We start from the raw sequence: 23,045 nt of genomic DNA, 5'->3' as shown, positions 1-23,045 counted from the left end.
ATTTTGTCGCTATGAGAATGACAGTAATGCTATAATATTCCTTTCGAGCTTAGTTCTTTAAGCAATGCGCTTTATTTATACAAAGCGTACTTTTTTTATTATTCACTCATTTTATTAATAACCCTATAACCAAGTATATTGACGACAGTATTTATTGTTGCCTGTGGGTGGTTATTTAAAAAAAAATATATGTCAGATATACTGAGTAAAAAGGAAATAGAGCATTTTATTTATAACGGTTTTGTTCGTCTTGATAATTCATTTTCCAAGGAAATAGCAGATGCTGCCTTAGAAATTCTTTGGAAGGACCTTCCTTGTGACAGGTCAAATCCTTCAACCTGGGTTGAGCCTGTAATTCGTTTGGGAATGTACACAAATGAACCTTTTGTCAGTTCCATAAACACTCCAAAGTTGCATAATGCATTTAATCAGTTAATTGGTAAAGACAAATGGATTCCTTGTCGGAATGTAGGAACATTTCCTGTCAGATTTCCATCTAATCAGCAACCTAGCGATACGGGAAAACACGTAGATGCAAGTTTTACGGGAAATGACCCAAATAATTTTCTTGAATGGCGTGTCAATGTCAAATCGAAAGGACGAGCGTTATTGATGTTGATTCTTTATTCTGATGTCAGGGAAAATGATGCTCCAACAGTTATTTATGAAGGTTCACATATTGATGTTGCAAAGGTACTGTCTAAAGAAGGTGATTTAGGTCTTTCTTTTATGGAACTTGCAGACAAGTTGGACGAGTTGCCAAAAAGAAAAGAAGTGTATGCAACTGGTAAAGCAGGTACAGTTTACTTATGTCATCCGTTTTTAGTCCATTCAGCTCAACCACATAGAGGAATTACTCCCAAATTTATGGCACAACCACCTTTGTTGTTAAAGGGCGAATTGTCTATTTCAGATTCTGATATCGGCTATTCTCCCGTTGAAAGGGCTATTCACTTAGGCATAAATTAGAAAGCATACACTGGCCTATTTTGACCAAGTGGGACCACCAGCCAATTGGTTTAATAAAATAAGAAAGCAAAAGAAAAAGCGCCAGTTAGCTTAATGGGACAGGTATGTCCAAAAGGGAAAAACCACCTAATAATCACACTTGAAACATCATAAAAGTGGCTTCAGCCTCCAAAAAAAAACAAAATAACGTAAAGGAAGACCTTTAATTACCGATTACACTAACTTTCTCATCCTCCAACCATTGAAAAATAAAACAGGGAAAACCATTCCCCTAGTAAAATAAGTTTCCAACACCGTGAACTGGTCCCTGAGCACGGTCCCTGAGCACGGTCCCTGAGCCTGCCGAAGGGATCCTGAACTTTCTCAGGGTTCAACCTTGCATTCAGAATAGGCTGTTCCAGTCGTCAGAATGCTTAGTTATTGTAAGCAGATTATAGTGGTTTATACATAATATGAGTATCTACGAAGCCTAATTTAAGGTGTCTAAATCCATTTGGTGTGGTACCAATGATTTTAAACCCATACTTTTCCCACAGTTTAATTGCGGTTTTGTTAGTACTAACAACAATGTTAAATTGAATTGCTTTAAAATTACTTTCTTTTGCAAATTCTAATGAATGTTCACATAGTTGTTTTCCTATACTTTTTCCTTGCGAATTAGGACTTACCATATAGCTGCAATTTGCTATGTGATTTCCTAAATCTATTTGGTTTGGCTTTATTATATAAGTTCCTAAAATTTCATTGTTTTCTTCAAATACAAAGGTGTTCATATAATCCGAAAACCAATGTTTCTGAATATTTTCTTTTGACGTTTCCGGACTAAATACATATGTATCTCCTGTTTTTATCACTTCAGAAAATATTTTCCATACAGCGTTATAATCTTCTCTTGTTGCTTTTCTAATCATTGGATATTTTTTGAATTGTAAATATGATAGGCGTGAATGAAACAGTATAAAATAGCACCTACCACAACTGGAATAGCATTTATAGCAAAACCATAAATAATATACATTGAGCTAGAAATGAAATGCCAGGTTCTTAATTTGATTATGTTTTTATTTGACAAAGCAAATAAAGCGATACCTAAAGCTGAAAAACCGAATAAATTAATCATTATCTAAATGGATTAAAGTTCGTTCTTTATAGTCGGATTTTGAAATAGCAATTTCAATTCTATCTAAATGTTCGAAAATTTCAGTGTTGTTATCTAAAATGTCTACAATAGTTTTTTCACCAGCAGACCAAATCCCTTCTAATTTAGGTAATTCTTTTTTTGCCTTAGTTGTAAGTTTCAGTAACTGAATTCTACTGTCCTTTTTATCTTTCTCGGCTTTAAGATATTTTTTGGTCTTCATTTTATTGACAATCTTAATAACTCCAGGCTGAGATATTTTCAATTGTTCAGCAATTTCAGTAATTGTAAGGGTATTTTTTTCCTTGAAAAGAAGAAATATTAAATGCCAATTAGGTTCAATTTCCAGGTTTAAGGTTTTATATAAATCCTTTGCTCCATAAAGTAAATTATCACTTATTCTTTTGAGTCTGGCAGTAAAAGTTAAATGGTCGTTTTTTTTCATAATTACATAACTGGTTATGCAAATATAAGAATTTCAAATTAAATAGTTAACTGGTTATGTTTTTTTTTTTTTGAAGTATTGCTTATAACGGAACTAAGCCAAACCAATTTTTATGGCTTAGATTACCAAAAAAATAATTCTCGATCTTGTAAAAACCTTGAGGAGTTACAGCCTCTCTTTAAAGCTTCCTGTACCAGTAATTGAATTTATGAAACCCTATCCCCTTGGATTCACTGAAAAGCGTCTGCGTCTGTCCGCTAGTTTCAAACTCATGGACCAACTCTACCATTTCTTCTCTTATTTTCATAACTTATATCTTTCCTACAAAATAAAGGGCTCCCTATTTAGATAAAACATGCACTTGGTGGGTTGGATACATTTATACCCAGGAGTAAAAGTAGATTGATACCTGGTTTCATGGTTTCCTATAGCTAACAATATAGGTGATTCCAATTCTTTCATATATGCCCGCATTGCCTCAAAATGAGCCAACTCTCCTTGATTGTTCCACCAAATTGCCAAAAAGAAAAGAAGTGTATGCAACTGGTAAAGCAGGTACAGTTTACTTATGTCATCCGTTTTTGGTCCATTCAGCTCAACCACATAGAGGAATTACTCCTAAATTTATGGCACAACCACCTTTGTTGTTAAAGGGCGAATTGTCTATTTCAGATTCTGATATCGGCTATTCTCCCGTTGAAAGGGCTATTCACTTAGGCATAGATTAGAAAGCATACACTGGCCTATTTTGACCAAGTAGGGCCACCAGCCAATTGGTTTAATAAAATAAGAAAGCAAAAGAAAAAGGTATCCATCCGACAAACTACATCTTTTGCAAAAGCTAATCTGTTGCTAAACTTGTGTCATGAAAAGACAGACAGAAAGCAATATGCGTAAACTTTATCAAGAATGGTTATCCTCAGGGGTTAGCAGATCAGAATTTTCCGATATGCATGGTATTGTTCGAACAACTTTTTATTATTGGACCAAAAAATTCAGCGCACAGGAAGAAGAAACCACTAATGGAAAAGCTTTCCAATTGCTGGACACTATCCCATCTGTTGGTCGAGTTAGCCGAGTAATAGCGCATATTCATTATCCTTCAGGAATCAGCCTGGAAATCTATGATGGGGTCTCACCCGAGTTTATTAAAACGCTTCTTGTCTAACGAATGCTTGCGCTATCCTCTTCATGTCGTTACTTTTTATATGATAAGCCCACTGATATGCGTTTTGGTATCAATGCCCTTTCTGGACTGGTACGTAACAAGCTTGGTTTTGACCCCATGAATGGAGATGTGTTCATTTTTATTGGCAAGCGAGGCAACCAAATCCGACTTTTGCAATGGGACAAAGATGGTTTTGCCTTATATATTAAAAAGTTGGAACGAGGCACTTTTGAACGTCCTATTCTCACCGGAACAGCCATTACGAGTACTCAACTCAGCTTCCTCTTACAGGGGGTAAGGCTAGAATCGGTACGCTACAGAACCCGATACACACCCTTAAAAAGGGCATGAAAATAAACAGGTGAATTAAGTAAAAAAGTGCCTTAAAACTACTTCAAACCTATTTTTTATGCTTATTTTTATGTCATGGAAAATGAGACAATCGACTACAAAAAGCTATATGAGCAAGAGCTCCAAGCCCATCAGGAGTCATTGTTGACCATCTCCGAAAAGGAAAGTGCAATAGCAGACCTACAGCATGAACTTGAAAAGTTCAGGGGGTATATTTTTGGCACCAAGAGTGAAAAGAGAACCGCTAATGTGGGACTAAATCAGATGGGGCTTTTCGAGCTAGGCACTACCCAAGCTGTACAAGAGGAGCTTTCCGAGTCAGTACCTACCACAGAGCAAAAAACCACTCCAAAGAAAAGAGCCAAGGGCACCTCTCGTATGAGCCTTCCCGAAGAGCTCAGAAGGGAAGAAGTGGTGATAGAGCCAAAAGAATCCACTGAAGGTTGTGTACAGATAGGTCAGGAAGTAACCGAAGTATTGGAAGTAGTTCCGGCATCTTTTTATGTGAAACGCTACGTGCGTCCAAAATACGCAAGACCGAACGGTGAAGGCATCCTCATTGGTACATTACCAGATAGAGTAATAGAAAAGGGAATACCTTCAGAATCAGTGATTGCTCAACTTATCGTAGACAAATATGTCTACGGAATGCCGCTTCACAGGCAGCTGGATAAATACAGCAAGATGGGCGTAAGAATCCCTGCTTCGAGTGCCTCTGACTGGGTAATTAAGGGCTGGGAACAGCTCAAGCCACTCTCCGATCTACTCAGTATGGTAGTCCTAAGTCAAAAATACCTTCAGGTAGACGAAACGCCTATAAAAGTGTTAGATAGAGATAACAAAAAAGGTATTCATCAGGGGTTCATGTGGCTTTATCATGCGCCGGTAGATAGACTAGTACTCTTTGATTACAGAAAAGGGAGGGATCGATCGGGTCCCAAAGAAATGCTTGCTGACTTTAAGGGTATCATCCAAACGGATGGCTACAAGGTGTATGATTCCCTTTATGGGAAGCATGACACTATTCATTTAACGTTTTGTATGGCACATGCCAGACGCAAGTTTGTAGAAGCGCTCAATGACAATGAAGAACAGGCAAACCATGTCCTTGATGAGATGCAACTACTCTATAAGCTGGAAGCACAGATGAGAGAAAAGGGGTATGACTATCTACAGAAAACGAAGGAGAGAAAAGAGCATGCCACTCCTGTGCTGGACAGATTAGGGCAATGGCTGGAAAAGCACCAATACAGCCATAGGCCAACAAGTCCAATGGGCAAGGCTATAGAATATACGAGGTCAAGATGGGCAGGACTGAGTGTTTATGCACTTCATGGACAAATGGAAATAGACAATAACCTGGTTGAAAATGCCGTTCGTCCACTAGCTATAGGTCGTAAAGCGTATCTATTTGCAGGATCGCACAAGGCTGCGGAGATGACAGCAGCCATGTATTCTTTCATGGCCAGCTGCAAAAAGAACAAAATTAATGAGTTTGAATGGCTCAAGGACGTATTCGAAAGAATCCAGAGCCACAAGCAAAAAGATCTCTATCAACTACTACCTTCCAATTGGGAGAAACATAAAATCAAGTAGCTCCTCAAAGCATAAAATCCAACAACTCAAAATTAATCTATATGGGTTCGTCGGATGCTTACATTTCTTCATCAAAATAATTTTCAGTTGAGATTGCTAAAGTTCCAGCATTACAGGCAAATGCTACATTTTTATCCATACATATCTTTACAGCAGGCGGAACTAATTCTTCATCTTCTTTATCTGCAATTGTAAAAGCAACCCAATCATATTTAGGCAATGAAAATTTCCATTCAGAGTTATTTCTAATCTGAATGTAATATATTTTTCTTTTGTTAATTCTTCCTATAAGTTCCATTTTTTTTGCTTGCAGGTAACAATAGGGTATCTACTGTTTGAAGAAGACAATATAAGGACTAGTTACGCTTATTCAAATTGATAGATACCTACTGTTGTATTGAGTTATTCTTTGCCTTTGTAAAAACAAACCCTTCTCCTCCCGCTCCTGCGGGCATCTCTAAAGAAAAACGGAGTTGGACAAACTTTACCTATTTACCTGTTATCTATCAGGGTTTTATTTCCAGTTATGGATTTTTATGCTTGTATAAGAACCGTTGCTGGAAAGTTAGCAAACAAGCCAACTACTCCATTGTAATTGTTTTTGATTTTTACCCCTTATTCCTTGACTTTCTGAAGGATAAGGACTAACTTCAATCAAGTCTTTGAGACGTTCTCGACACGTCTACAAGTGAACACCACTTGCACGGTCTCACCGCAAAGACTTGAAAGCCGGCTTACCGCCTTCAAAACAATTACAATTCCTCTCCCGCTAAAAACCCTGTAGATTAACCTAAAAGTTTGTCAAATTCAATACAACGTCCCATGTCGAGTAGGCAAGGGGAATTTCGCCCCGAGCCTCTCACAGAACCGTACGTGATAGTCTCCCATCATACGGCTCTTCTTATACAATCTTTAATCCCTAATTAGAATACCCCACATGCCAGTGATAAAACAGACTTGGATATTGTATCCGAACCCTGTCCAACCATTTATAAGCTTTTGTAAGGTTGTTTCTATACCTTTTGTAGCGATACCTTGCCCATCTTATTAGTTTTATACGCAATATATAAAACACTTTGGATAGACTATAACCACGGTATTTACCAAAGTAACGGATCCATCCCCTAAGTTTTGGGTTTAAATGATGGGCAATACCTACAATACTGTCACATTGAATTCTTGGGATTTCCATCTTCCTGAGTTGGTCGAATATTCGTGACCTTGACTGGATGCTCATAGCACAATCAAATCCTAGAAACAGTTTCTTTGTTTTCTTGGATTTTGAAGTACGCGGCTGGAATGTATATCCGAGAAAGTCAAATTGTACTTCCCTATACTTTTGTCGCCTTTTGAAATCCTTGCAATACACGATTTTCGTCTTATCAGGATGCAATCTCAATCCACAATCTTCCACTCTTTCTTTTATTTTTTGTAGGCTCTTTTCTGCCTGAGTTTTTGTCTGGCAATGAATGATAATATCATCCGCATAGCGTACAAATTTAATAGAAGAATCAATTGTCTTAAGCCAAACGTCCAAGGTATAGTGCAAATACAAATTGGCCAAAAGTGGACTGATCACTCCTCCTTGCGGTGTGCCTTTTGTTCTTGCTATAACTTCACCTTCTTTGGTTTGCAATGGAGCATTGAGCCATCTTTTGATGTACTCGAATATCCACTTTTCTTCCACATGTTTGTTCAGCGCTTTGAGCAACTTAACATGGTCTATTTCATCAAAGAAATTCTTGATATCTAAGTCTATCACCCAATCATACTTCCAGCAGTTATTCCGAACCTGTTCTAGCGCCTGATGGGCACTCCGTTTTGGACGATAACCGTAGGAATCCGGATGAAAGATCTTTTCCAATCTTACCTCTATCTGATTCTTAATGACCGTTTGAGCTACCCTATCGCTGATCGTTGGAATCCCCAATTGACGCATAGATCCATTCTTCTTGGGAATCTCAACTTGTAGGACTGCTGGTGGAAAATAACTACCCGAAGCCAAGCGATTCCAGACTTTATACAAGTGCCGATGTCTTTGCATATCATACACTGACATACTTAGTTCATCCACTCCTGCACTCTTCCCTTTCCGCTTTACCTGTAGGTAAGCTTCCCATACCATTTCTTTGGTAATAGGTACTGATTTTGTCTTCTCTAATTCAATCATCCTCTTGCGAGTTGTAAAACTGTTGAAAACTGTATAAGCCAATCCCTTCGCTCCGTTTCTATTACAGAAATTTCAACACTACTACGGATTGGTCCGTCCCTGAACCAAACATCGCTATTCTGCCTCTAAGTTGATCTTATTGTGCGTTTCACTTTGCATCTTGATCCAGGTTCCCGAGTTCCGTAAATAAGCCCGAATAAAGGTCATGCCTCCTAAATGACGCCTGCCGTCCAGTCAATAAACAGGTAACCACTGAACTCGTAATGTTTGTCATACTTCAAACACTTTTGACAGAATGTAGCACTTTCTCGACACTTCATCAGAGGTTCATTTGCATTCATCTCCTTTATCCTTACCTGACCACGCTCTTGACGTGGCCTTTTCCATAACGCTCAATACCTTGACTCTTTACCAAAGCACCTTATGGTGGTTTGATGCTCTCCCCTGTAGGACAACACCGGTGGGTCGGTTCCACCATCTTATAAACAGTTGCGTAACGATTTTCAGCCGTTCGTTACTCTCGGCACACGTATGAGTAGTAGCGTATAAAACCCACCATAGAAACTATTTAGACGAAAGATACTAAAATGCACTGACCTTTCGGATAGCAGAAAGGAGCTATTACTTATACATTATGTTATCTACAGGTTTTTCTTTTCCGTTCAAATTAGAAATCAGGAAAAAAGGTCAGATCAATTTTCTCTGATTGAATATCCTTTTCTACTCCTTTGACTATTTTAATAGCACTTTTTACAGAATCTGTATTTATTAATTTGACTCCGTTTGAAATTTCCAATTCTTTTTGTCTTTCATTTAAAGTCAAGTGAAGTGGTTTTATAACTATTAAATAGTTTAATAGTGAATGATTTAAAAGAGAAGAACTACTTTGAAATTCTCTCAAAGAGAATATTCTATCAATAGGTGCTAATCGATTATCAATTATGATATTAAAAGGCTCTTTTAGATTTGAAATCATTTGAGTGGTTTCCTGCAATACACCTTGAATATCTTCTAGTGAAATATTTGAATGAAAATGAGTTAGAGCTGCAAGCTTATTTTCAACGAGCCAACCTGTCTTAAAGTTTTTATTTTTCATAATCACTTCTTGTTTTAATCCAATTAAAGACGTTTTTCACTATAAAGAATAAAATTAAAACGACACAAATAATACTAAGCGTCATTTTAGTAGACGTAAAAATACTGGCTATCGAAACTTCAGATGTACTGATTTTTGGAAAAAGGGACATTAACAAAAGCTGAGAAATATTTTCAAAAACATCTGAAATAGCCAAAAACAAAGGCAGAATAATATACCATTTCTCTTTTTTTACTAAAGCAGCAAGCAGTAAACAATAGCCAATGCCAGAAATTGTTGTATACAAAAAATCAACACCCAGCATTTCGGAATAAAAAGCTCTTCCTTCTTCACCTAGTTGTTGATACAGATTGCTTAGGTATTCAAAATTATAAGAGAATAATTGGTCTGGATTTTTTACACCGTTCGAATAACTTAGGAATTCGGGTAGGTATTTAAGAATTAAAATGGCTTGTAAAACAAACCCTAAAATGATTATAGGAAACGCAATTTTGTATTGTCCTTTTTTGGAAAGAACGTGAAGTATTTTTTTCATTGAAAATCGATTATGTGAGTTAATACACAAAACTAGATTCTCAATCTTCTTTTTCTGTTATCAATTGTTATCACTTACATTTTTCTGAGATTAGACTTAATTCTACTCAATGAAATGGGCGTAATTCCTAAATAAGATGCAATATGTTTTTGCGATATGTGTAATTCTATGTTGGGGTAATGTTTTATGAAGTTTAAATACTTATCTCTTCCTTTTACTTGTAAAAGACAGTTATCCCTATTGTTTTGTCTTTTAATCTCACCCTCTTTTATTGTTTTTCCAATTTCAGACAGGAAATTGTTGTTAGAAAAAAAAGATTTTAATTCATTTGAATTAAATAAGATGAGTTCGGTTTTGCACATTGCTTGGTAGTGATGCAGAGATCTACCATTTAAAGTTCGAAGCGTAGATGTACTCATAAACTTTCCTTCCTCATAAAAGGCAATGCTTTTTTCGTTTCCGTCATCATCAATTATATAGGCTCTGATTATTCCCTTCTCTATAAAAACCTCTTTCTCAAAAAAAGCATTTTGTTGAATTAAAGAGTCTTCTTTTTTCAAGACTTTAAGTTCGGCCATAGTTTTAATGATATCCCATTCCTCAGGAATCATTTTGTCAAAAGGGTTAATATATTCTTTAAATTTCTCCAACTTGTAGATAACGGCCCTGGCTATGGCAAGTGCGGGATTTTGAAACCGCTTTCTTGTCCGGCAGACCGAATGTTATTTAATTGTAATATCTTCATTTTTAAGCAGTCATCCCGCATTTGCTATAGCCGATGTTAGCTGCTGCCTTTTTTTCTTTTCTTCTGTAGATTCTCGTAATCGAAATATTTTTTGGTCTCTTGATTTATGATGAGCAAGATGTCTGACAGTTCTTTAAGGCTATTCTCGTTGTCATTTAAAATCAGTAAATCTTCGTTCAGCCTGTCTTGATTGGTCAACAAGTCCTTTTCAACTGTGAGTCCTTTCCAAATATCGTTTTCAATGTCTCGCTTGATTGATTTAATAGAGTCGAACCTGTCATGGAAAAGGCTAATGCCCATGAAACTTTCACAAATGAGAATTAAGCCATAGATATTGTTCAGTTCTTTCTTCGATAACTCCTTGCCGTGTTCGAGTGTTTTGTCTGTAATACTTTGCAAGTCAATTGTCGATATAATTCTTCGCAACTGATAAGCAAAGTGACATAATTTTTGAACGTTCATTAAAAGCATGAAAATAACCCGAGGTTGAACAGAGTTTTTATGTTCCTTAAAGTCCTTTCGTAAAGCTCCAACGAAATCTTGAATGAAGAACAATTCCTTTTTAGGTTCATTTTTCACGCTTGGTTCGTGATATTCTAATTTTTCAGACGTGAGAAGGTTTAATATCAACCCAATCTGTTTCTTGAGATAATATTGAAAGTTTCTCTTTGCTCGATATTCTTCATATTTCTTTTGAGCAAAGGGAATTATGACAGATGCAATGAGTGCGAGAACTGCAACCAATAGCATCCATCCATTCCAATCAATTTTATCTTCTATGTTCATTCGTTGTTTCTGGTTTTCAGGTTCTGACTAACGTATGGAAAAACCTTCAAATTGTCTCAATTTCGAGCCCAAGGTCCTCATTAGTCAGACCGAATTTATCGATTTGTTTCTTTATCCGTTTAACTAAACCCAATTTTCTTTTCTGATCTAGGAAGAGATAGCCTTCCGGATTAAAATAGGGAACTCCCTTCACCACCATATTCCAGATGATAACCGCCAACTTACGGGCGGTGGCACTTATAGCCGAAACCCTTCCTTTTCTAAAGCTTATTCTATGGAAGAAGTCTCGTAGCGGTGTAGAATCCTTCAGGTTTCCAATGGCATTGGCAGCATTCCGTAATGCGATTTTCAGTCTGTTGCTTCCTTTTGGAACTTTACTGGAAAGTACTTTTCCCCCACTTACTTTATTGTTTGGTGCAAGCCGCAGCCATGATGCAAAATGCTTGGCTGTTTTGAATTTCCTGATGCCTTCAAGGCCAACCTCACTCATTAGTGCCAGAACAGTAGAATAACTCATCCCTTCAATAGCAAGCAAGTCAGTACCTTCAAACATTTGATAGGACTTCAAATTAAGATCAATGTCTTTTGGGGTATTTTTGTTAACTCTTTTGTGGGGCTTCACATCAATAAAATGCTGCCGCTTATTGTCATCGGATTGGATGATTTCATTTAGCATCTTATCAATTTCCTTATCGCACTCATCGATTTTATTTTGGAGGTGGTCGTAGGTGTCCAGTTCCTGCTGGAGTGCGAAAAGGTAATCTTTCCTGCCATTGGTCTGCAAGGCTTTGGCTATCTCTTCTTCACTTTTCCGGCAGTTTCCGTGCCTGAAGGAGGCCAGTTTTTCTGGATCAGTTTCACCATCACAAATAGCCCTAATAATCAACAGACCAGTCAGCCCACAGATATCCTTGACCACTACGTCCAATCTTAAGTTGAGCAACCTAAGGTTCTTTTGCATCTTCTTGGATGTAGAGGCGGCTAATTGAAGTAGATTAGCCCTTTGCCTGCAGTAGGTCCGGAGTTCTTCTGTCTTACCATCAGGCAGAAAACTACTGGTCAAAAGCCCTAGCGTATGCAGTTTCTGAATCCACTGACAGTCCTTTATATCTGTTTTCTTACCTTTGATGTTTTTGGTAAACTTTCCATTACAAAGCACCACATGAAGCCCTTTGGAAATCAAAACCGCATACAAGTTTTGCCAGTAAGTACCGGTACTCTCCATGGCCACTGTTTTGACATCTTTTTCTTTTAACCAATCTACCAAAGCGAACAGATCCTGATTAAAGACTCCATATTCACGCACATCCTTTTCGGATTGCCCCACAGCCACCCAATGGGAGCGACTGCCTACATCGATACCCGCAGCCTGCGGATTAACGACTTGCATTGATACAAATTCCTGTTCCATAATGAGACAACTTAGGCTCTAAGGGGATGTGCTTTTGGCAAGAAAATATTCTGAACGGGGTATCTGGGATAAGCCAAATCCGCCACTAAAGTAATCGCAAGCATCCCAACCAGGATTGCGCTCGTGCTTTCCGAATAATCAGAAGCAACAGTTTGAAAATCGGCCTTACAAAGAGCCTTACTAATTTAAGAAAATGCCGGGATGATGCAACACCCCGTTAGCTCTGAAAGTAAATGTGTTTCATATATGGAGGATTGGCTATAACGGTTCTCGGCTTTGCGAAGTGGTGGGATTTCTGAAACGTTCGCTTCCAACCTACACCTAACTTCTTAAAGGTAATAATTTTCATAATTAATCGAAACCGCCCGCTGTAACCAAGGTGATGTTACAAGCTGCCATTTTTCTCTTCTTCATTATCTTCGATTAATATACCAAAAAAACCCTAAATAATTTAATTGTTACTTAGAAATCTTCAAAGTTGAAATAACGCCAAGTTTTAAATTACTCTTTTATAGAAACCCATATACTAAAAGGGCACAACTGTGAAATTTCTTGTAGATTATTATAGGTAAGATTTAAATTATTTTTAACCACATAATCATCAACACTTTGTTTGTAATCGACAACTATTTTTTTAAACACTTCTTTTAGTTCTTCAATAGAAAAGTGGTCTAAATAAATGAAAAGTAATTTAAATTCCTTAGTTCCTTCATAGATATCTTCTAATGTTCTAATATCCTGGACATGATCAGCACTTATATTTATTATAGGACCACAATCAGGGTAATATATTGGCAAATATGTAAGATCAGATATCTCAGGAACAGGAATAAAAAAGGTTTCTCCACAAAATTTTCTTTTAAGAGTATCTATAAGCGAGTCAGTTGATTTAAACTGATTCAAATCAACTGTTAGGTTTAGCCTTTTAATTTCAGAAATATTATCTTCTAATTCCTCCCTATTATCCAATAATACAATATCTGACATTAAAAGGCTTTCGTGATAAATATCCTTAGATGTGCAGCTAACTATAATTATAATTTGATATAAATGCTTCATCTATAGCTATTTTTTTTCTTCTAATAAATATAGCTTTCTCTCTTTCATTTGAAATGTACCTTCTTCAATGGTATTAACCCGGATAATTCATTATTTCTGAATTAACAATTTACTTTTTAGGATTGCTTGTAACGGCCACTTATAAGCGTAGTGCGGGTTTCAACGCACTTTCCTTTCAAGTTACCGCTATCGTTGTTTATTATACTTTCTTTTATATTACTCACTTCGCCCCGCATTACGTTTATAATTTGTTGAACTCAACCTCCGGTAGCTAAAGGTTTACCATTGGTATATTGCTCATCAACAAACTCTTATAATGATGAGCAAAATACATAAAAATTACGGATGGCTCAATAGCCGGCCCAACTCAGCTAAAACTTTAATAGATAAGGCCAAACGTGAAGTACCTGGGTTTGCACTGCATATCCAAAAGTTTGAAGAGCAAATCACCATCAAAGCTTATGCTAAAAGTACAGTTTTCAGTTACTCCCGATCCATCACACAGATCAGCTTGTATTTTAAAAAGTCTCCTTTAGACCTGGAACCTGATGAGATCAATTCCTATCTCTTTACCCTGAGACAAGACAAGGACCTTAGCGATACTTTCTTCAAGCATGCCGTCTATGGTCTTCGTTTCTTCTACCGGATTTATGACTTGGAAGATAGGGCTATCCGGCTGCCCAATTTGAAAAACAACCGCAAGCTTCCCGTTGTCTTTTCTCAGCAGGAGTTACGAAGGTTATTTAAAGCTCCACAGCGATTAAAACAGCGTGTATTGCTATCCCTAATCTATTCTGCTGGCCTACGTGTCAGCGAAGTCTGTAAACTCAAAATCACCGATATTGATTTCGACCGCAATCAAATTCATGTCCGGGAATCCAAAAACAATAAAAGCCGGTATGTCGTTCTGAGCGCCTATATCTCTCAAGGTTTACTCCAATACATCAATGGAGCTAAGCCCTAAACCTTCCTTTTCAATGGTAGAGAAAAGGGTACTCCTCTAGGTCATAGTGCTGTGCAACAAACCTTCCGGCTGGCCATGCAAAAAGCCGGTATACTAAAAGAAGCTTGTGTACACACACTTCGCCACAGTTTTGCTACTCACTTGCTTGAACAGGGGATAGATATTGTAACCATCAAGGAGCAGCTGGGACATGCCCATATACAAACCACCATGATGTACCTACATGTGGCTAAACTTGAAAGATCATTGGCCCACAGCCCTTTTGATAGACTTTATACACCTGCTTCCTGAAGCCTGCTTATGAGATAGCAGATATTATTCGGCTTCATGGTGCCAATTTTCAGAAACGATTCAAGCCACCTTTACAGGTGAAGAAAACGCTGAAAGCACTTTCTATATGCAGAACCAAATCCCTTGGCGGCCATATGAGTGTTTGCAAAAGTTGTGGCGTAGAAACGATCAGTTATAACTCTTGTCGAAACCGGCATTGCCCAAAATGCCAGGTAACCAACCGTGAAAAATGGATACTAGACCGGGAGAGCGAACTTCTCCCTGTTCCCTACTATCATATTGTCTTCACATTACCGCATTCATTCAATGAATTATTGCCCCATTACGACAAGGAAATATACACCGCTTTGTTCGCTGCCTCTTGGCTTACCATCCAAAAATTTTCTGCTGACCCAAAATACCTAGGTGCCAAAACAGGTATGGAATCCATCTTGCATATCCCGATGCGCTATGCTTTCGGGACAGGCTCTGGGGACAGCAACTCTGGCTCCACCCCCATGTTCACTGTATCGTGCCAGGAGGTGGAATTACACCTTCAGGAAAATGGAAATCCTGCAGATATAAAGACAAATACCTCTTTCCTAAAAGAGCATTAAGCACTGTTTTCCGGGCAACTTTTATGGCGGAGCTCAGAAAGAAAATATCTGTTGCACAGCATATTGTTAAAAAAGTTTTCCAAACCAAATGGGTAGTATACGCCAAGCGACCTTTTGCATCTCCAAAAACAGTGGTGGAATACCTAGGAAGGTATACCCACAAAATAGCCATCTCTAATCACAGACTTAAAAAGGTTGATCAGGAAAATGTCATATTCACTTATAAAGATTACCGACAAGAAGGGAAAAACAAGCAGATTAAATTAGGTGGAAGTGAATTCCTGAGAAGGTTTTCTTCTCATATACTTCCTTCTGGCTTTGTTAGAATACGCCATTATGGTTTCTTGGCATCCAGAAACAAGAACAAAGAGCTAAATCTGGCAAAAAAAGACCTCAACCAACCCAAATGGCAAAAAGTTAAATACTCTTGGGTACAGATTGCGAAGGAAAAACTCAATTACAATCCTGAAAGGTGCCACTGCTGTGGATATGAAACGCTTATTACAACCAAGCTAATCGCCCCAGAGCGAGGACCTCCCTTACGCCAACTCTTAAAAATGCATAACCTCGCCAATAATCACACGCTATCAAAAAGGCTTCACTGGACGCCCTGGAACATCTATGTCTTAGGTTTTTTAAGACCTCAAAAATCAATGAAGCGAGGACTTAAAAATGCTACTAGGCAATCAATTCGTCCACTTTTTAATAATTTTAACACCACCTAATTTCCTGAATTACCCAACAAAACCAATCCAATCCCCATAGAAGAAAGCTACCGGAGGCTGAGTCCAATCCCGATCGATCGGGACTACAATGAACCGAAGTCTTACTTCGCATCATTGTAGCTTAATTGTTACCTGCTGGCTTTTAATTCTTTTGCATTATTCTCAATTAAATCTAACAATTCAGAATCAAATCCAATTGGGATTCTTGCAAGTCCATCGACTATTTCATTTTCATCATTTATATCTACAAACGGAGAATAATTTTCCTTAATCATAATTTTTCCCAATATCGCATATGAAACTAAGTTGTCATTTTTTGAAATACCATAATCTTTTTTTGCTTGAAGCTTTTCCAATACTGTTTCGAGAATCTCAATTCTTTGATTTGAATTAATTTCATACAAGAATTCGTCTTGAAGTATAAAAAACTCAATGGTTTGAAAGGAAATTTGAATTGGAGTCTCTAACCCCGTTGCAAATGGAGGATAATAATTCTTATCACAATTTAAAGACATTAGTTTATATCTTTCCGTAATAACATTAACAAAGTCTGTTCTTCCATACAATTCATCAAATCCATTATTCTCAGATTTAATTCTCTCAAATCCGTCCTGCCCAAAATTAAATGCCCCATAATCTAGTATCAGTGGATAAGTTAATAAGGTTTCCAACAAACCCTCTGTCGAGATAGATTTTAACTTACTATTTGGAATTTGGCAAGCCTGAACCATTTCAGATAATGATTTTAAATCTGCCCATTCATCCATTCGAGGAACAATAGGATATTCATAGGTGTCAGAAATTGAAAAAGGCATACACTCTCCTTGTTGAATATCAACTTCGTCTTTGTCGCAACTTAGCAAACCGATTAAGGCAATAGTGGATATTAATATTTGAACGTTTCTCATAATTTGTTTTTTATTCCTCATCTCTTAAAGATGATGTTTAGTTCACAATGGTTGCGTTTTTAAGCTTGCAGGTAACGTGATTCAGCTTGGAGACGGCGGGCTTTCTGAGAAGTTCGCTTCCAGCCTCCTCCTAATTTCTTAAAGATACTGAACTTTCTATTTACTCTGAACCGACCGCTGTATCCAAGGTGATGTTGAGGGCAGGATTCTTTTGTTTTCCGTTCTTTTTTTACCATATATAAAATTTCATATCTCCTTTTTTTCCCAAGTCCATAATCCTAATTCATTATAGGCTTTTAATGTAAGTTTCAATGCTCTAGAGATTTTTTTATTTTCATTATTATTTATATGGCTGTTTATTATGACAATGTTATTATCTACGAAGTTTTTTAGGGAAATAAGGTCTTGGTTATCAGATTTTTCATACAGATATTCTCGGAGAATCTTATTATTTGTTCCCCACACATTAATTATATTAATAAATTGCAATAAATCTTCAGGAGTGTCTTCAGCTTTAATAATTGGTTGGTAGTTCTTATTTGATTTTTTAATTTTATTATTTTTTATTTGTAGCAAATCCTTTTCCTCCTTCTTATTTTTATAATATTCATATATAATATTTGCTGATATCCCTAGGACAAGGATTGAATAAAATATTGGGTTTCTAGCGTATGTTGGTCGTTGTTTAATCGATATTAAAAACATCGACATGCAGAAAATGAAGAATATTATGCTAGAAATTCTTTTCCAATTCATTTTTTTCAAACTCTATATGATGAAAAACTTGTTGTCAGTTTATTATTCTTGCCCCCAACGGTGAGTATAATAATAGTAGCCGACTGCTTTAATTTCCCGGTCACTTACCTGTATATAAATTACTGTGGCTCAATTGCTATAATACTCAAGAAGCCCCTGAAGACAGCTTATATCAGTTCCTTATTTATATATAATATTGACCTAAGAATGTCGTAACAAGATACAAATTTTGAGTATTGCCCCTCTGTAAATCGTTAAAAAATAAATTTTTAAAAACCTATCCCCCGGCCAGTTTCCGGTCAACCTAACGAATTCAAGTAGTCAATGCGCTAATATTTTCGTGGCAATTGACCGGAACCCTTAAAAAAATAGGAAACTCCTATTGCTTAATTCTGGTATGGCATTACTCCACCTTTTGCTTGATTTGATAATTGCCACCGGGCAAATCGGCCATAAACCATTCTCCGCCTTTTTCATCGGATACCCGTTCAAAAAGAACTGAAGCCCCCTGCTCCACCACAGGTAATAATTTATTATTAGCCGGTAACCTTAACTCAGCAACTGTATTGGAAGGAACGGTAAGGCTCAATTCAACCTGCCCTGAAGTCCTTCGCCAATGACATTTTATCATCCCATAGGGAGAGTCATGACCTGCCTCCACCCATTCAATTTCAGAAGCAAGTGAAGGCTCAATAATAAAACGTTTAAATCCTGGAGATTCATCAATGGGACTGATGCCAGCTAGTCCCTTGAAAAAGTAATCTCCAATGGTACCAAACATTATATGGTTGCGAGATTGGCTCCCATCCCAATTCTGAAACATGGTATTGGCATTCAGTTCATCTACCCAATAACCCCAGCTTGGAAACGTTCGCTTGTTGGCCATTTCAAACAAGACATCCACTTGCTGATAATCCATCAATACCTGAATAATTGCCTTGGTACCGACCACCCCTGCATCGATATGCCCCTCTTTAGTGTCAATTGCATTTAGCAATCCGGCCAGAACCAAGTTCTCCTTCTCTTTAGGCACCAAACCGGTAAAAAGTGGAACGGCCTGGGAAGCCTGTCCCCCATGGTCATACCGCCCCGTTTGAGGATTAAAATAGGCTTGATTAAAAGCCTTGGCTATATTTTTCGAAAGTTTCAGGTAAGCTTCCTGATCTTCTAATTCGCCAAGAACACCGGCCATTTTAGCTAGTAGATTACTGAAGTAGTGGAAAAAGGCTGTGGATAGAAAGGGCCCTTGGGTGAGGTTTTCCAGTTGTTTGTGATCATCAATACCAAACTTTAAAAGGTAACCCTCAGCATTAGCTTCCAGGTAATCCACGTACTTTTTCATATTTGGATAATACCTGGCAAGTAATAAGCTGTCTCCTGAAAACCGGTACATTTGCCAGGCTACTTCCAGAAAAGCCCCTTCCCAATGCGGCCCATAACCTCTTTCCTTATCTAGACCTTGGTTGAACGTGTATCCCCATCCACTGGTAGGAATGATTCCCGGCAGGTCGCCACTGTCTTGCTGTTCATCTACAAAATCGTCCAACCATTTCCTGTAAGCAGGCACCATATCAAAATTATAATTTCCCATTTCTGCCACCAAAAGGGCATCACCTGTCCATCCCATTTTTTCGCGGTGTGGACAGTCTGTAGGATAGCCATGGTAATTGCCCAAAAATGACCAGCGCATATTTTCCTGCAATCGATTGAATATGGCATTTGAACTTCTAAAATATCCTTTTTCAGGAAGATCGGTGTGCAGCACAGCTGCATTGATTTCTAGAAGTTCTATCTCCGGTTCACTTAAAGTGACCTCCATGTATTGAAATCCCTGGTAAGTAAAAATCGGATGCCAAGATTCGGCCCCATCACCTTTCAGGTAATACCGATCTGTTTGGGTATCTCCAGACCAGATAAATCGACTAAGCTCTTTAATATCCAGGGTACTGTCAGGATAAATCCTTTCCCCATACCGGATTTTCACCCTCGCATTGGCAGGTCCTTTAACCTTTATATTGGCCCATCCGGTAATGTTTTGACCTAAATCATACATGAAAGTACTGTCATTGATTTCCCATTGGTTTTTTGGTGTAAGGGTATCTATCACCCTTATTGGAGGCATTAACTGGGCAACCAATTCCCCCTTCGGCCCGCTAACCTGATGTGAAGCTTCCCAATTTGAATCATCAAAATCCGGTGAAGTCCAACCCTCCATTTCCTTGCCGGCATCATAGCTTTCCCCATTGTGTACACTATCAAATATTATAGGCCCATTCAAAGTATACTTCCAACTTTCATCTGTATGGATCCAAAGGGCTTTGCCTTCGGAATTCACAATTCTCAATTGCGCCCTCAAAACAGGTACGCCACGCCAGGGGGCCTGATCAAAATCCCAGGCTTCTCTGGTATGCTGGTTGTACCATCCGTTTCCTAAAACCACGCCTATCGCATTTTCGCCATTATTGAGCAATGCGGTCACATCGTGCACCACATATTTCACCGTTTTATCATAGCGTGTCATGGCAGGATCTAACACATGGTCTCCCACCTTCTCCCCATTAATATAGGCTTCATGGTATCCTAAACCGGCAATATACAGCCTTGCTGACTGTATAGGCTTATCTATGGAAAACTCCTTACGGAAATAGGGGGCTGGCGTTAATCCAGGAATGCTGTCCTGAGCATTGGTGGATGCAATCCATAAAGCTTTCCAGTCATTAAGGTCTTTAAGCCCCATCTCAAACCAGGTGGCTTGGCTTTCATAAACCGCTCCCTTTTTATCCTGAACCAAAACCTTCCAGTAAACCTTAGTTCCGGATTCCAAGGTCTTACCCTCATAGGAAATCCCCAAAGAACGATCAGAACCAACCGCTCCTGAATCCCATAGGTCTACTTTTCCTTTTGTCAAAAACTCAGGTTTGGTTGCCACCAAAATGCGGTAATTTTGTTGGAAGAAATCGGCCAACCCCTCCTCCATCTGCCAACTAAAAACCGGATTGTCCTCCAAACCTAAGGGAGTGGTAAGGTGGTTGACTTTTAGGGCATTGACTTTATATTCTATTTTCTCAGAACAAGCAAAAATCAGCCCGATTAAAAAAATCCAAATCAGTTGTACAAATCGTATCATATTTTAGTTTTTGTGGACATGATGTACCTGTGTTCACCTGCGATATGGCTGAAAGGCATGTTCTTGTTAAGCCACCACAGTTTATCAATAGGCATTTCTTTAATCGGTTTTTCTCCAACTATTGAAACTCCAGAAGCATCCATCAAGCCAATATTGGTGAAATACAGGCCAAAACCGGCACTATTTCCATCATTGATATGCCAGGTCCCTAAATTAATTACCAGCCTGTCCAGCTTGGAAACATCAACACCTTGATTTTCATAATCTTTTTGCCAGTTAAGTTGGGCCTTTTTCCAGGTCTCCTCTTTGCTATCCAATTCAAAATGTAGAAAAGGAATAGCCTTGTGATCTGAAAAGCGGTCTTTTAAAAGAGGCGTCCCTTTACCCAGCCAGTATGCCATGTTCAAGAGTTTTGTGCTTCCTATAAAACCCTCAAGCCAAACATAGCCACCTGCCCAAGCCTCAATTTGTTTAACAGATTCCTTATCCAAACAATATTCCAAGCCAATCGCCTTTGGCTCCTTACCCAGACTAATTGCTTGACACAAATGGTTTATGGTTTGTGGCAACCGGTCTTGGCCGGGAACTGAATACGCCCTTTTTGCGGAAAACAAATAAAGGGCTTTGTAGGTACCAAATTCCCTAACTTCCATAAGGTTAGAAGGAGTCTGATTTTCTTTGTAAACATAGCGTCGGTGCCATTTATCCAAGCCTGCAGAAAAATCGCCATTTTGGAAATCTTTCTCGCTTGGCAATTCCCACTTGTAATTGAGCCAAAGTGGAAATTTGCTTTTTGAAAATTCAGGTATCTCTTCAGGATAAGTATAAATTTCTTCCGTAACTGTTTTAAAAAAAGCCTTACCTACTTTACCTCTGGCGCTGAAAACCAAAAGGCCCTGAGAAGGCCCACCGTGAATTTCTTCTTCCCCAAAGGCCCTTGGTCGGTAACCTGCCGCAGGAATATTAATCATTTTAATTCCTTTATAGGTTACCGCTGTTTTTTGGGAGGCTATGATAGGTATATGTACATGCCCACTAAAAACAAACCGCACATTGCCACGTTTGGTCAATAAGTTTAGCAACATCCTTTTAACGGCAATGGATTCCGCATAATTAATCAAAGGATCAATACCTATGGGATGCGAAGGAACGTGCTGGAAGAATACCGTTGGTTTGTCTTTATTTTTCTCAAGGTCTGTAGCCAACCATTCGAAATAATGAGGATGGGTCTCAAAAAAATTTTCCCTTAAAGGATCTGGCCAAACTATAAAATGCCAGTCGCCCAAGTCAAAGCTATAAAGCAACCACTCCATTCCATTCATTGCTTTTTGGGCACTAAAGTAATGGTTAAATTCATCCATTTTATATCCAGGAGTAAATGTTGATTGATACCTGGTTTCATGGTTTCCTATGGCTAACAAAATAGGTGATTCTAATGCTTTCAAATATGCCCGCATTGCTGCAAAATGAGCCATTTCTCCCTGGTTGTCAACCAAGTCTCCTAAAACCAAGGTAAGCACTGGTTTATTGGGCAATTCATTTACCCTCTTTATGGTATCTTCGGCAAAAGCATTGTGAATTTTTACTCGGGTGGGGTGAGCTTTGGGTACTTTAGGATCTCCACCCTGGGGATCTGCAAGGATGGCGATATCAAAGTTTTTACCCTCTGGGGAAATCCCCAAAATCGCTGGATCCAATTGTCCAATTTCCAAGTCCAGCAGGTAATTACTTGAGACCTGTAGCTTATCTACTTTAATTGATAGCTCCTTTTTGTCAACCAATTCACCCAAGCTCAAATGAAAATCTTTACCATTGAGGGTGAAGTTCATCATTGTGTCGGGCTGTGGGTTTTTAATCCATATAGCAAAAATATAAGGAAAAGCAGCCCCTACCTGAAATTGAAACTGTCTACCCTCATCCCCTACTTTCGCTCTATGGTTGGCAAAGGGATAGTCTTTTATTTTATACAGTAAGGCTTTATTTTTATAAAAATTTAATGTTACCTTTTGAGGTAACTTTGTTCCAAAAGCCAGGAATTCAAGCCTAAGCATAAATTCACCAGCCTTATTTAATACTTCTGAAAATAGGTTGGCTTCGGGATAAGCAAATGGTGGAATAGGATTTATATGTACCCCAGACAAGCCTTTCCCCATAAAAACCAAGGAAGAACTTGTGCTAAGTTTGGATATGAAGGCCCTTCTTTTCACTT

At 38.2% G+C, this 23,045-nt stretch carries 21 protein-coding genes and 2 pseudogenes; 7 read left to right on the top strand and 16 right to left on the bottom strand.

Annotation, left to right across the window (positions count from 1 at the left end; translation table 11 throughout):
• The first annotated feature begins 189 nt into the window (after positions 1 to 189).
• Positions 190 to 969 carry a phytanoyl-CoA dioxygenase family protein gene (locus CA2015_RS17365; protein WP_048643048.1) on the top strand — a complete coding sequence of 260 codons (780 nt, stop codon included), beginning with the start codon at positions 190 to 192 and terminating at the stop codon, positions 967 to 969.
• A gap of 431 nt (positions 970 to 1,400) precedes the next feature.
• Here CA2015_RS17365 and CA2015_RS17360 read toward each other — a convergent pair whose 3' ends face one another.
• The 4 genes from CA2015_RS17360 to CA2015_RS24890 form a co-directional block, all read right to left on the bottom strand.
• The gene (locus tag CA2015_RS17360; protein ID WP_048643047.1) at positions 1,401 to 1,880 is read right to left on the bottom strand and encodes a GNAT family N-acetyltransferase; all 480 of its coding nucleotides are present in this window, start codon (positions 1,878 to 1,880) and stop codon (positions 1,401 to 1,403) included.
• Between the two features lie 201 nt (positions 1,881 to 2,081).
• Complete coding sequence (locus CA2015_RS17350) at positions 2,082 to 2,552, bottom strand: MarR family winged helix-turn-helix transcriptional regulator (protein ID WP_048643045.1); 471 nt, start codon at positions 2,550 to 2,552, stop codon at positions 2,082 to 2,084.
• 178 nt (positions 2,553 to 2,730) lie between these two features.
• Complete coding sequence (gene tnpA, locus CA2015_RS25305; RefSeq protein WP_262485586.1) at positions 2,731 to 2,859, bottom strand: IS66 family insertion sequence element accessory protein TnpA; 129 nt, start codon at positions 2,857 to 2,859, stop codon at positions 2,731 to 2,733.
• A 14-nt stretch (positions 2,860 to 2,873) separates the two neighbouring features.
• Complete coding sequence (locus CA2015_RS24890) at positions 2,874 to 3,155, bottom strand: hypothetical protein (protein WP_048643044.1); 282 nt, start codon at positions 3,153 to 3,155, stop codon at positions 2,874 to 2,876.
• Between the two features lie 262 nt (positions 3,156 to 3,417).
• Here CA2015_RS24890 and tnpA (CA2015_RS17340) point away from each other — a divergent pair, with 262 nt between their 5' ends.
• The 3 genes from tnpA (CA2015_RS17340) to tnpC all read left to right on the top strand — a co-directional run bounded on the left by tnpA (CA2015_RS17340) (position 3,418) and on the right by tnpC (position 5,667).
• The gene (gene tnpA / locus CA2015_RS17340; protein WP_048643043.1) at positions 3,418 to 3,720 is read left to right on the top strand and encodes an IS66 family insertion sequence element accessory protein TnpA; all 303 of its coding nucleotides are present in this window, start codon (positions 3,418 to 3,420) and stop codon (positions 3,718 to 3,720) included.
• Between the two features lie 3 nt (positions 3,721 to 3,723).
• Positions 3,724 to 4,071, top strand: a complete 348-nt coding sequence (gene tnpB, locus CA2015_RS17335; RefSeq protein WP_014019612.1) for an IS66 family insertion sequence element accessory protein TnpB — start codon at positions 3,724 to 3,726, stop codon at positions 4,069 to 4,071.
• A gap of 75 nt (positions 4,072 to 4,146) precedes the next feature.
• A complete protein-coding gene (tnpC, locus tag CA2015_RS17330) occupies positions 4,147 to 5,667 on the top strand; it encodes an IS66 family transposase (protein WP_048640356.1) in 1,521 nt (506 codons plus the stop codon).
• Between the two features lie 58 nt (positions 5,668 to 5,725).
• Here the strand turns inward: tnpC and CA2015_RS17325 are convergent, their stop codons facing one another.
• Complete coding sequence (locus tag CA2015_RS17325) at positions 5,726 to 5,965, bottom strand: hypothetical protein (RefSeq protein WP_048644591.1); 240 nt, start codon at positions 5,963 to 5,965, stop codon at positions 5,726 to 5,728.
• A 77-nt stretch (positions 5,966 to 6,042) separates the two neighbouring features.
• Here CA2015_RS17325 and CA2015_RS24885 point away from each other — a divergent pair, with 77 nt between their 5' ends.
• Positions 6,043 to 6,315, top strand: a complete 273-nt coding sequence (locus CA2015_RS24885; protein WP_157470526.1) for a hypothetical protein — start codon at positions 6,043 to 6,045, stop codon at positions 6,313 to 6,315.
• A 271-nt stretch (positions 6,316 to 6,586) separates the two neighbouring features.
• On the opposite strand, the gene ltrA is transcribed toward CA2015_RS24885, so the two are convergent.
• The 7 genes from ltrA to CA2015_RS17290 all read right to left on the bottom strand — a co-directional run bounded on the left by ltrA (position 6,587) and on the right by CA2015_RS17290 (position 13,469).
• The gene (gene ltrA / locus CA2015_RS17320; RefSeq protein WP_048643042.1) at positions 6,587 to 7,837 is read right to left on the bottom strand and encodes a group II intron reverse transcriptase/maturase; all 1,251 of its coding nucleotides are present in this window, start codon (positions 7,835 to 7,837) and stop codon (positions 6,587 to 6,589) included.
• A 667-nt stretch (positions 7,838 to 8,504) separates the two neighbouring features.
• The gene (locus CA2015_RS17315; RefSeq protein WP_048643041.1) at positions 8,505 to 8,933 is read right to left on the bottom strand and encodes a hypothetical protein; all 429 of its coding nucleotides are present in this window, start codon (positions 8,931 to 8,933) and stop codon (positions 8,505 to 8,507) included.
• The gene (locus CA2015_RS17310; protein WP_048643040.1) at positions 8,923 to 9,468 is read right to left on the bottom strand and encodes a hypothetical protein; all 546 of its coding nucleotides are present in this window, start codon (positions 9,466 to 9,468) and stop codon (positions 8,923 to 8,925) included. The genes CA2015_RS17315 and CA2015_RS17310 overlap by 11 nt, the downstream gene beginning before the upstream one ends.
• Before the next feature lie 74 nt (positions 9,469 to 9,542).
• The gene (locus CA2015_RS17305; protein WP_048643039.1) at positions 9,543 to 10,079 is read right to left on the bottom strand and encodes a Crp/Fnr family transcriptional regulator; all 537 of its coding nucleotides are present in this window, start codon (positions 10,077 to 10,079) and stop codon (positions 9,543 to 9,545) included.
• Between the two features lie 170 nt (positions 10,080 to 10,249).
• Positions 10,250 to 10,999: a hypothetical protein gene (locus CA2015_RS17300; RefSeq protein WP_048643038.1), complete on the bottom strand. Its 750-nt coding sequence runs from the start codon at positions 10,997 to 10,999 to the stop codon at positions 10,250 to 10,252.
• Positions 11,000 to 11,045: 46 nt separating this feature from the next.
• On the bottom strand, positions 11,046 to 12,410 hold the full coding sequence (locus CA2015_RS17295; protein WP_048643037.1) for an IS110 family RNA-guided transposase: 1,365 nt from the start codon (positions 12,408 to 12,410) through the stop codon (positions 11,046 to 11,048).
• Positions 12,411 to 12,911: 501 nt separating this feature from the next.
• The gene (locus CA2015_RS17290; RefSeq protein WP_157470524.1) at positions 12,912 to 13,469 is read right to left on the bottom strand and encodes a hypothetical protein; all 558 of its coding nucleotides are present in this window, start codon (positions 13,467 to 13,469) and stop codon (positions 12,912 to 12,914) included.
• Positions 13,470 to 13,785: 316 nt separating this feature from the next.
• Between CA2015_RS17290 and CA2015_RS17285 the strand changes: the two are divergent.
• Together CA2015_RS17285 and CA2015_RS25445 are read left to right on the top strand one after the other, a co-directional pair.
• A pseudogene (locus CA2015_RS17285) lies at positions 13,786 to 14,724 on the top strand (tyrosine-type recombinase/integrase).
• Positions 14,721 to 15,859, top strand: a pseudogene (locus tag CA2015_RS25445) (IS91 family transposase); the annotation flags it as partial. The pseudogenes CA2015_RS17285 and CA2015_RS25445, both read left to right, overlap by 4 nt.
• Before the next feature lie 314 nt (positions 15,860 to 16,173).
• Here the strand turns inward: CA2015_RS25445 and CA2015_RS17270 are convergent.
• From CA2015_RS17270 to CA2015_RS17255, 4 genes are all read right to left on the bottom strand, one after another.
• Positions 16,174 to 16,953 (bottom strand): hypothetical protein, encoded by a 780-nt coding sequence (locus tag CA2015_RS17270; protein WP_157470518.1) that lies wholly within the window; start codon positions 16,951 to 16,953, stop codon positions 16,174 to 16,176.
• 246 nt (positions 16,954 to 17,199) lie between these two features.
• Positions 17,200 to 17,709 carry a hypothetical protein gene (locus tag CA2015_RS17265; protein ID WP_157470516.1) on the bottom strand — a complete coding sequence of 170 codons (510 nt, stop codon included), beginning with the start codon at positions 17,707 to 17,709 and terminating at the stop codon, positions 17,200 to 17,202.
• Between the two features lie 403 nt (positions 17,710 to 18,112).
• Complete coding sequence (locus tag CA2015_RS17260; protein ID WP_048643031.1) at positions 18,113 to 20,836, bottom strand: family 78 glycoside hydrolase catalytic domain; 2,724 nt, start codon at positions 20,834 to 20,836, stop codon at positions 18,113 to 18,115.
• On the bottom strand, positions 20,833 to 23,043 hold the full coding sequence (locus CA2015_RS17255; RefSeq protein WP_048643030.1) for a metallophosphoesterase family protein: 2,211 nt from the start codon (positions 23,041 to 23,043) through the stop codon (positions 20,833 to 20,835). The genes CA2015_RS17260 and CA2015_RS17255 overlap by 4 nt, the downstream gene beginning before the upstream one ends.
• Positions 23,044 to 23,045 lie beyond the last annotated feature (2 nt).

Origin of the sequence: Cyclobacterium amurskyense (assembly GCF_001050135.1) — a bacterium.
Taxonomy (GTDB): Bacteria; Bacteroidota; Bacteroidia; order Cytophagales; family Cyclobacteriaceae; genus Cyclobacterium; species Cyclobacterium amurskyense.
The sequence above is the reverse complement of the archived record's forward strand: the minus strand, read 5'-3'. Positions and strand labels throughout refer to the sequence as shown.

Bases quoted from the DNA above. Each gene is read 5' to 3' on its own strand.
- tnpB (WP_014019612.1), top strand. From the start codon at position 3,724: ATGCTTGCGCTATCCTCTTCATGTCGTTACTTTTTATATGATAAGCCC.
- CA2015_RS17295 (WP_048643037.1), bottom strand. From the start codon at position 12,410: ATGGAACAGGAATTTGTATCAATGCAAGTCGTTAATCCGCAGGCTGCG.
- CA2015_RS17300 (WP_048643038.1), bottom strand. From the start codon at position 10,999: ATGAACATAGAAGATAAAATTGATTGGAATGGATGGATGCTATTGGTT.
- ltrA (WP_048643042.1), bottom strand. From the start codon at position 7,837: ATGATTGAATTAGAGAAGACAAAATCAGTACCTATTACCAAAGAAATG.
- CA2015_RS17290 (WP_157470524.1), bottom strand. From the start codon at position 13,469: ATGAAGCATTTATATCAAATTATAATTATAGTTAGCTGCACATCTAAG.
- CA2015_RS17325 (WP_048644591.1), bottom strand. From the start codon at position 5,965: ATGGAACTTATAGGAAGAATTAACAAAAGAAAAATATATTACATTCAG.
- CA2015_RS17315 (WP_048643041.1), bottom strand. From the start codon at position 8,933: ATGAAAAATAAAAACTTTAAGACAGGTTGGCTCGTTGAAAATAAGCTT.
- CA2015_RS17270 (WP_157470518.1), bottom strand. From the start codon at position 16,953: ATGAGAAACGTTCAAATATTAATATCCACTATTGCCTTAATCGGTTTG.
- tnpA (WP_262485586.1), bottom strand. From the start codon at position 2,859: ATGAAAATAAGAGAAGAAATGGTAGAGTTGGTCCATGAGTTTGAAACT.
- CA2015_RS17305 (WP_048643039.1), bottom strand. From the start codon at position 10,079: ATGATTCCTGAGGAATGGGATATCATTAAAACTATGGCCGAACTTAAA.
- CA2015_RS17350 (WP_048643045.1), bottom strand. From the start codon at position 2,552: ATGAAAAAAAACGACCATTTAACTTTTACTGCCAGACTCAAAAGAATA.
- CA2015_RS17365 (WP_048643048.1), top strand. From the start codon at position 190: ATGTCAGATATACTGAGTAAAAAGGAAATAGAGCATTTTATTTATAAC.
- tnpC (WP_048640356.1), top strand. From the start codon at position 4,147: ATGGAAAATGAGACAATCGACTACAAAAAGCTATATGAGCAAGAGCTC.
- tnpA (WP_048643043.1), top strand. From the start codon at position 3,418: ATGAAAAGACAGACAGAAAGCAATATGCGTAAACTTTATCAAGAATGG.
- CA2015_RS17265 (WP_157470516.1), bottom strand. From the start codon at position 17,709: ATGAATTGGAAAAGAATTTCTAGCATAATATTCTTCATTTTCTGCATG.
- CA2015_RS17360 (WP_048643047.1), bottom strand. From the start codon at position 1,880: ATGATTAGAAAAGCAACAAGAGAAGATTATAACGCTGTATGGAAAATA.
- CA2015_RS17260 (WP_048643031.1), bottom strand. From the start codon at position 20,836: ATGATACGATTTGTACAACTGATTTGGATTTTTTTAATCGGGCTGATT.
- CA2015_RS17310 (WP_048643040.1), bottom strand. From the start codon at position 9,468: ATGAAAAAAATACTTCACGTTCTTTCCAAAAAAGGACAATACAAAATT.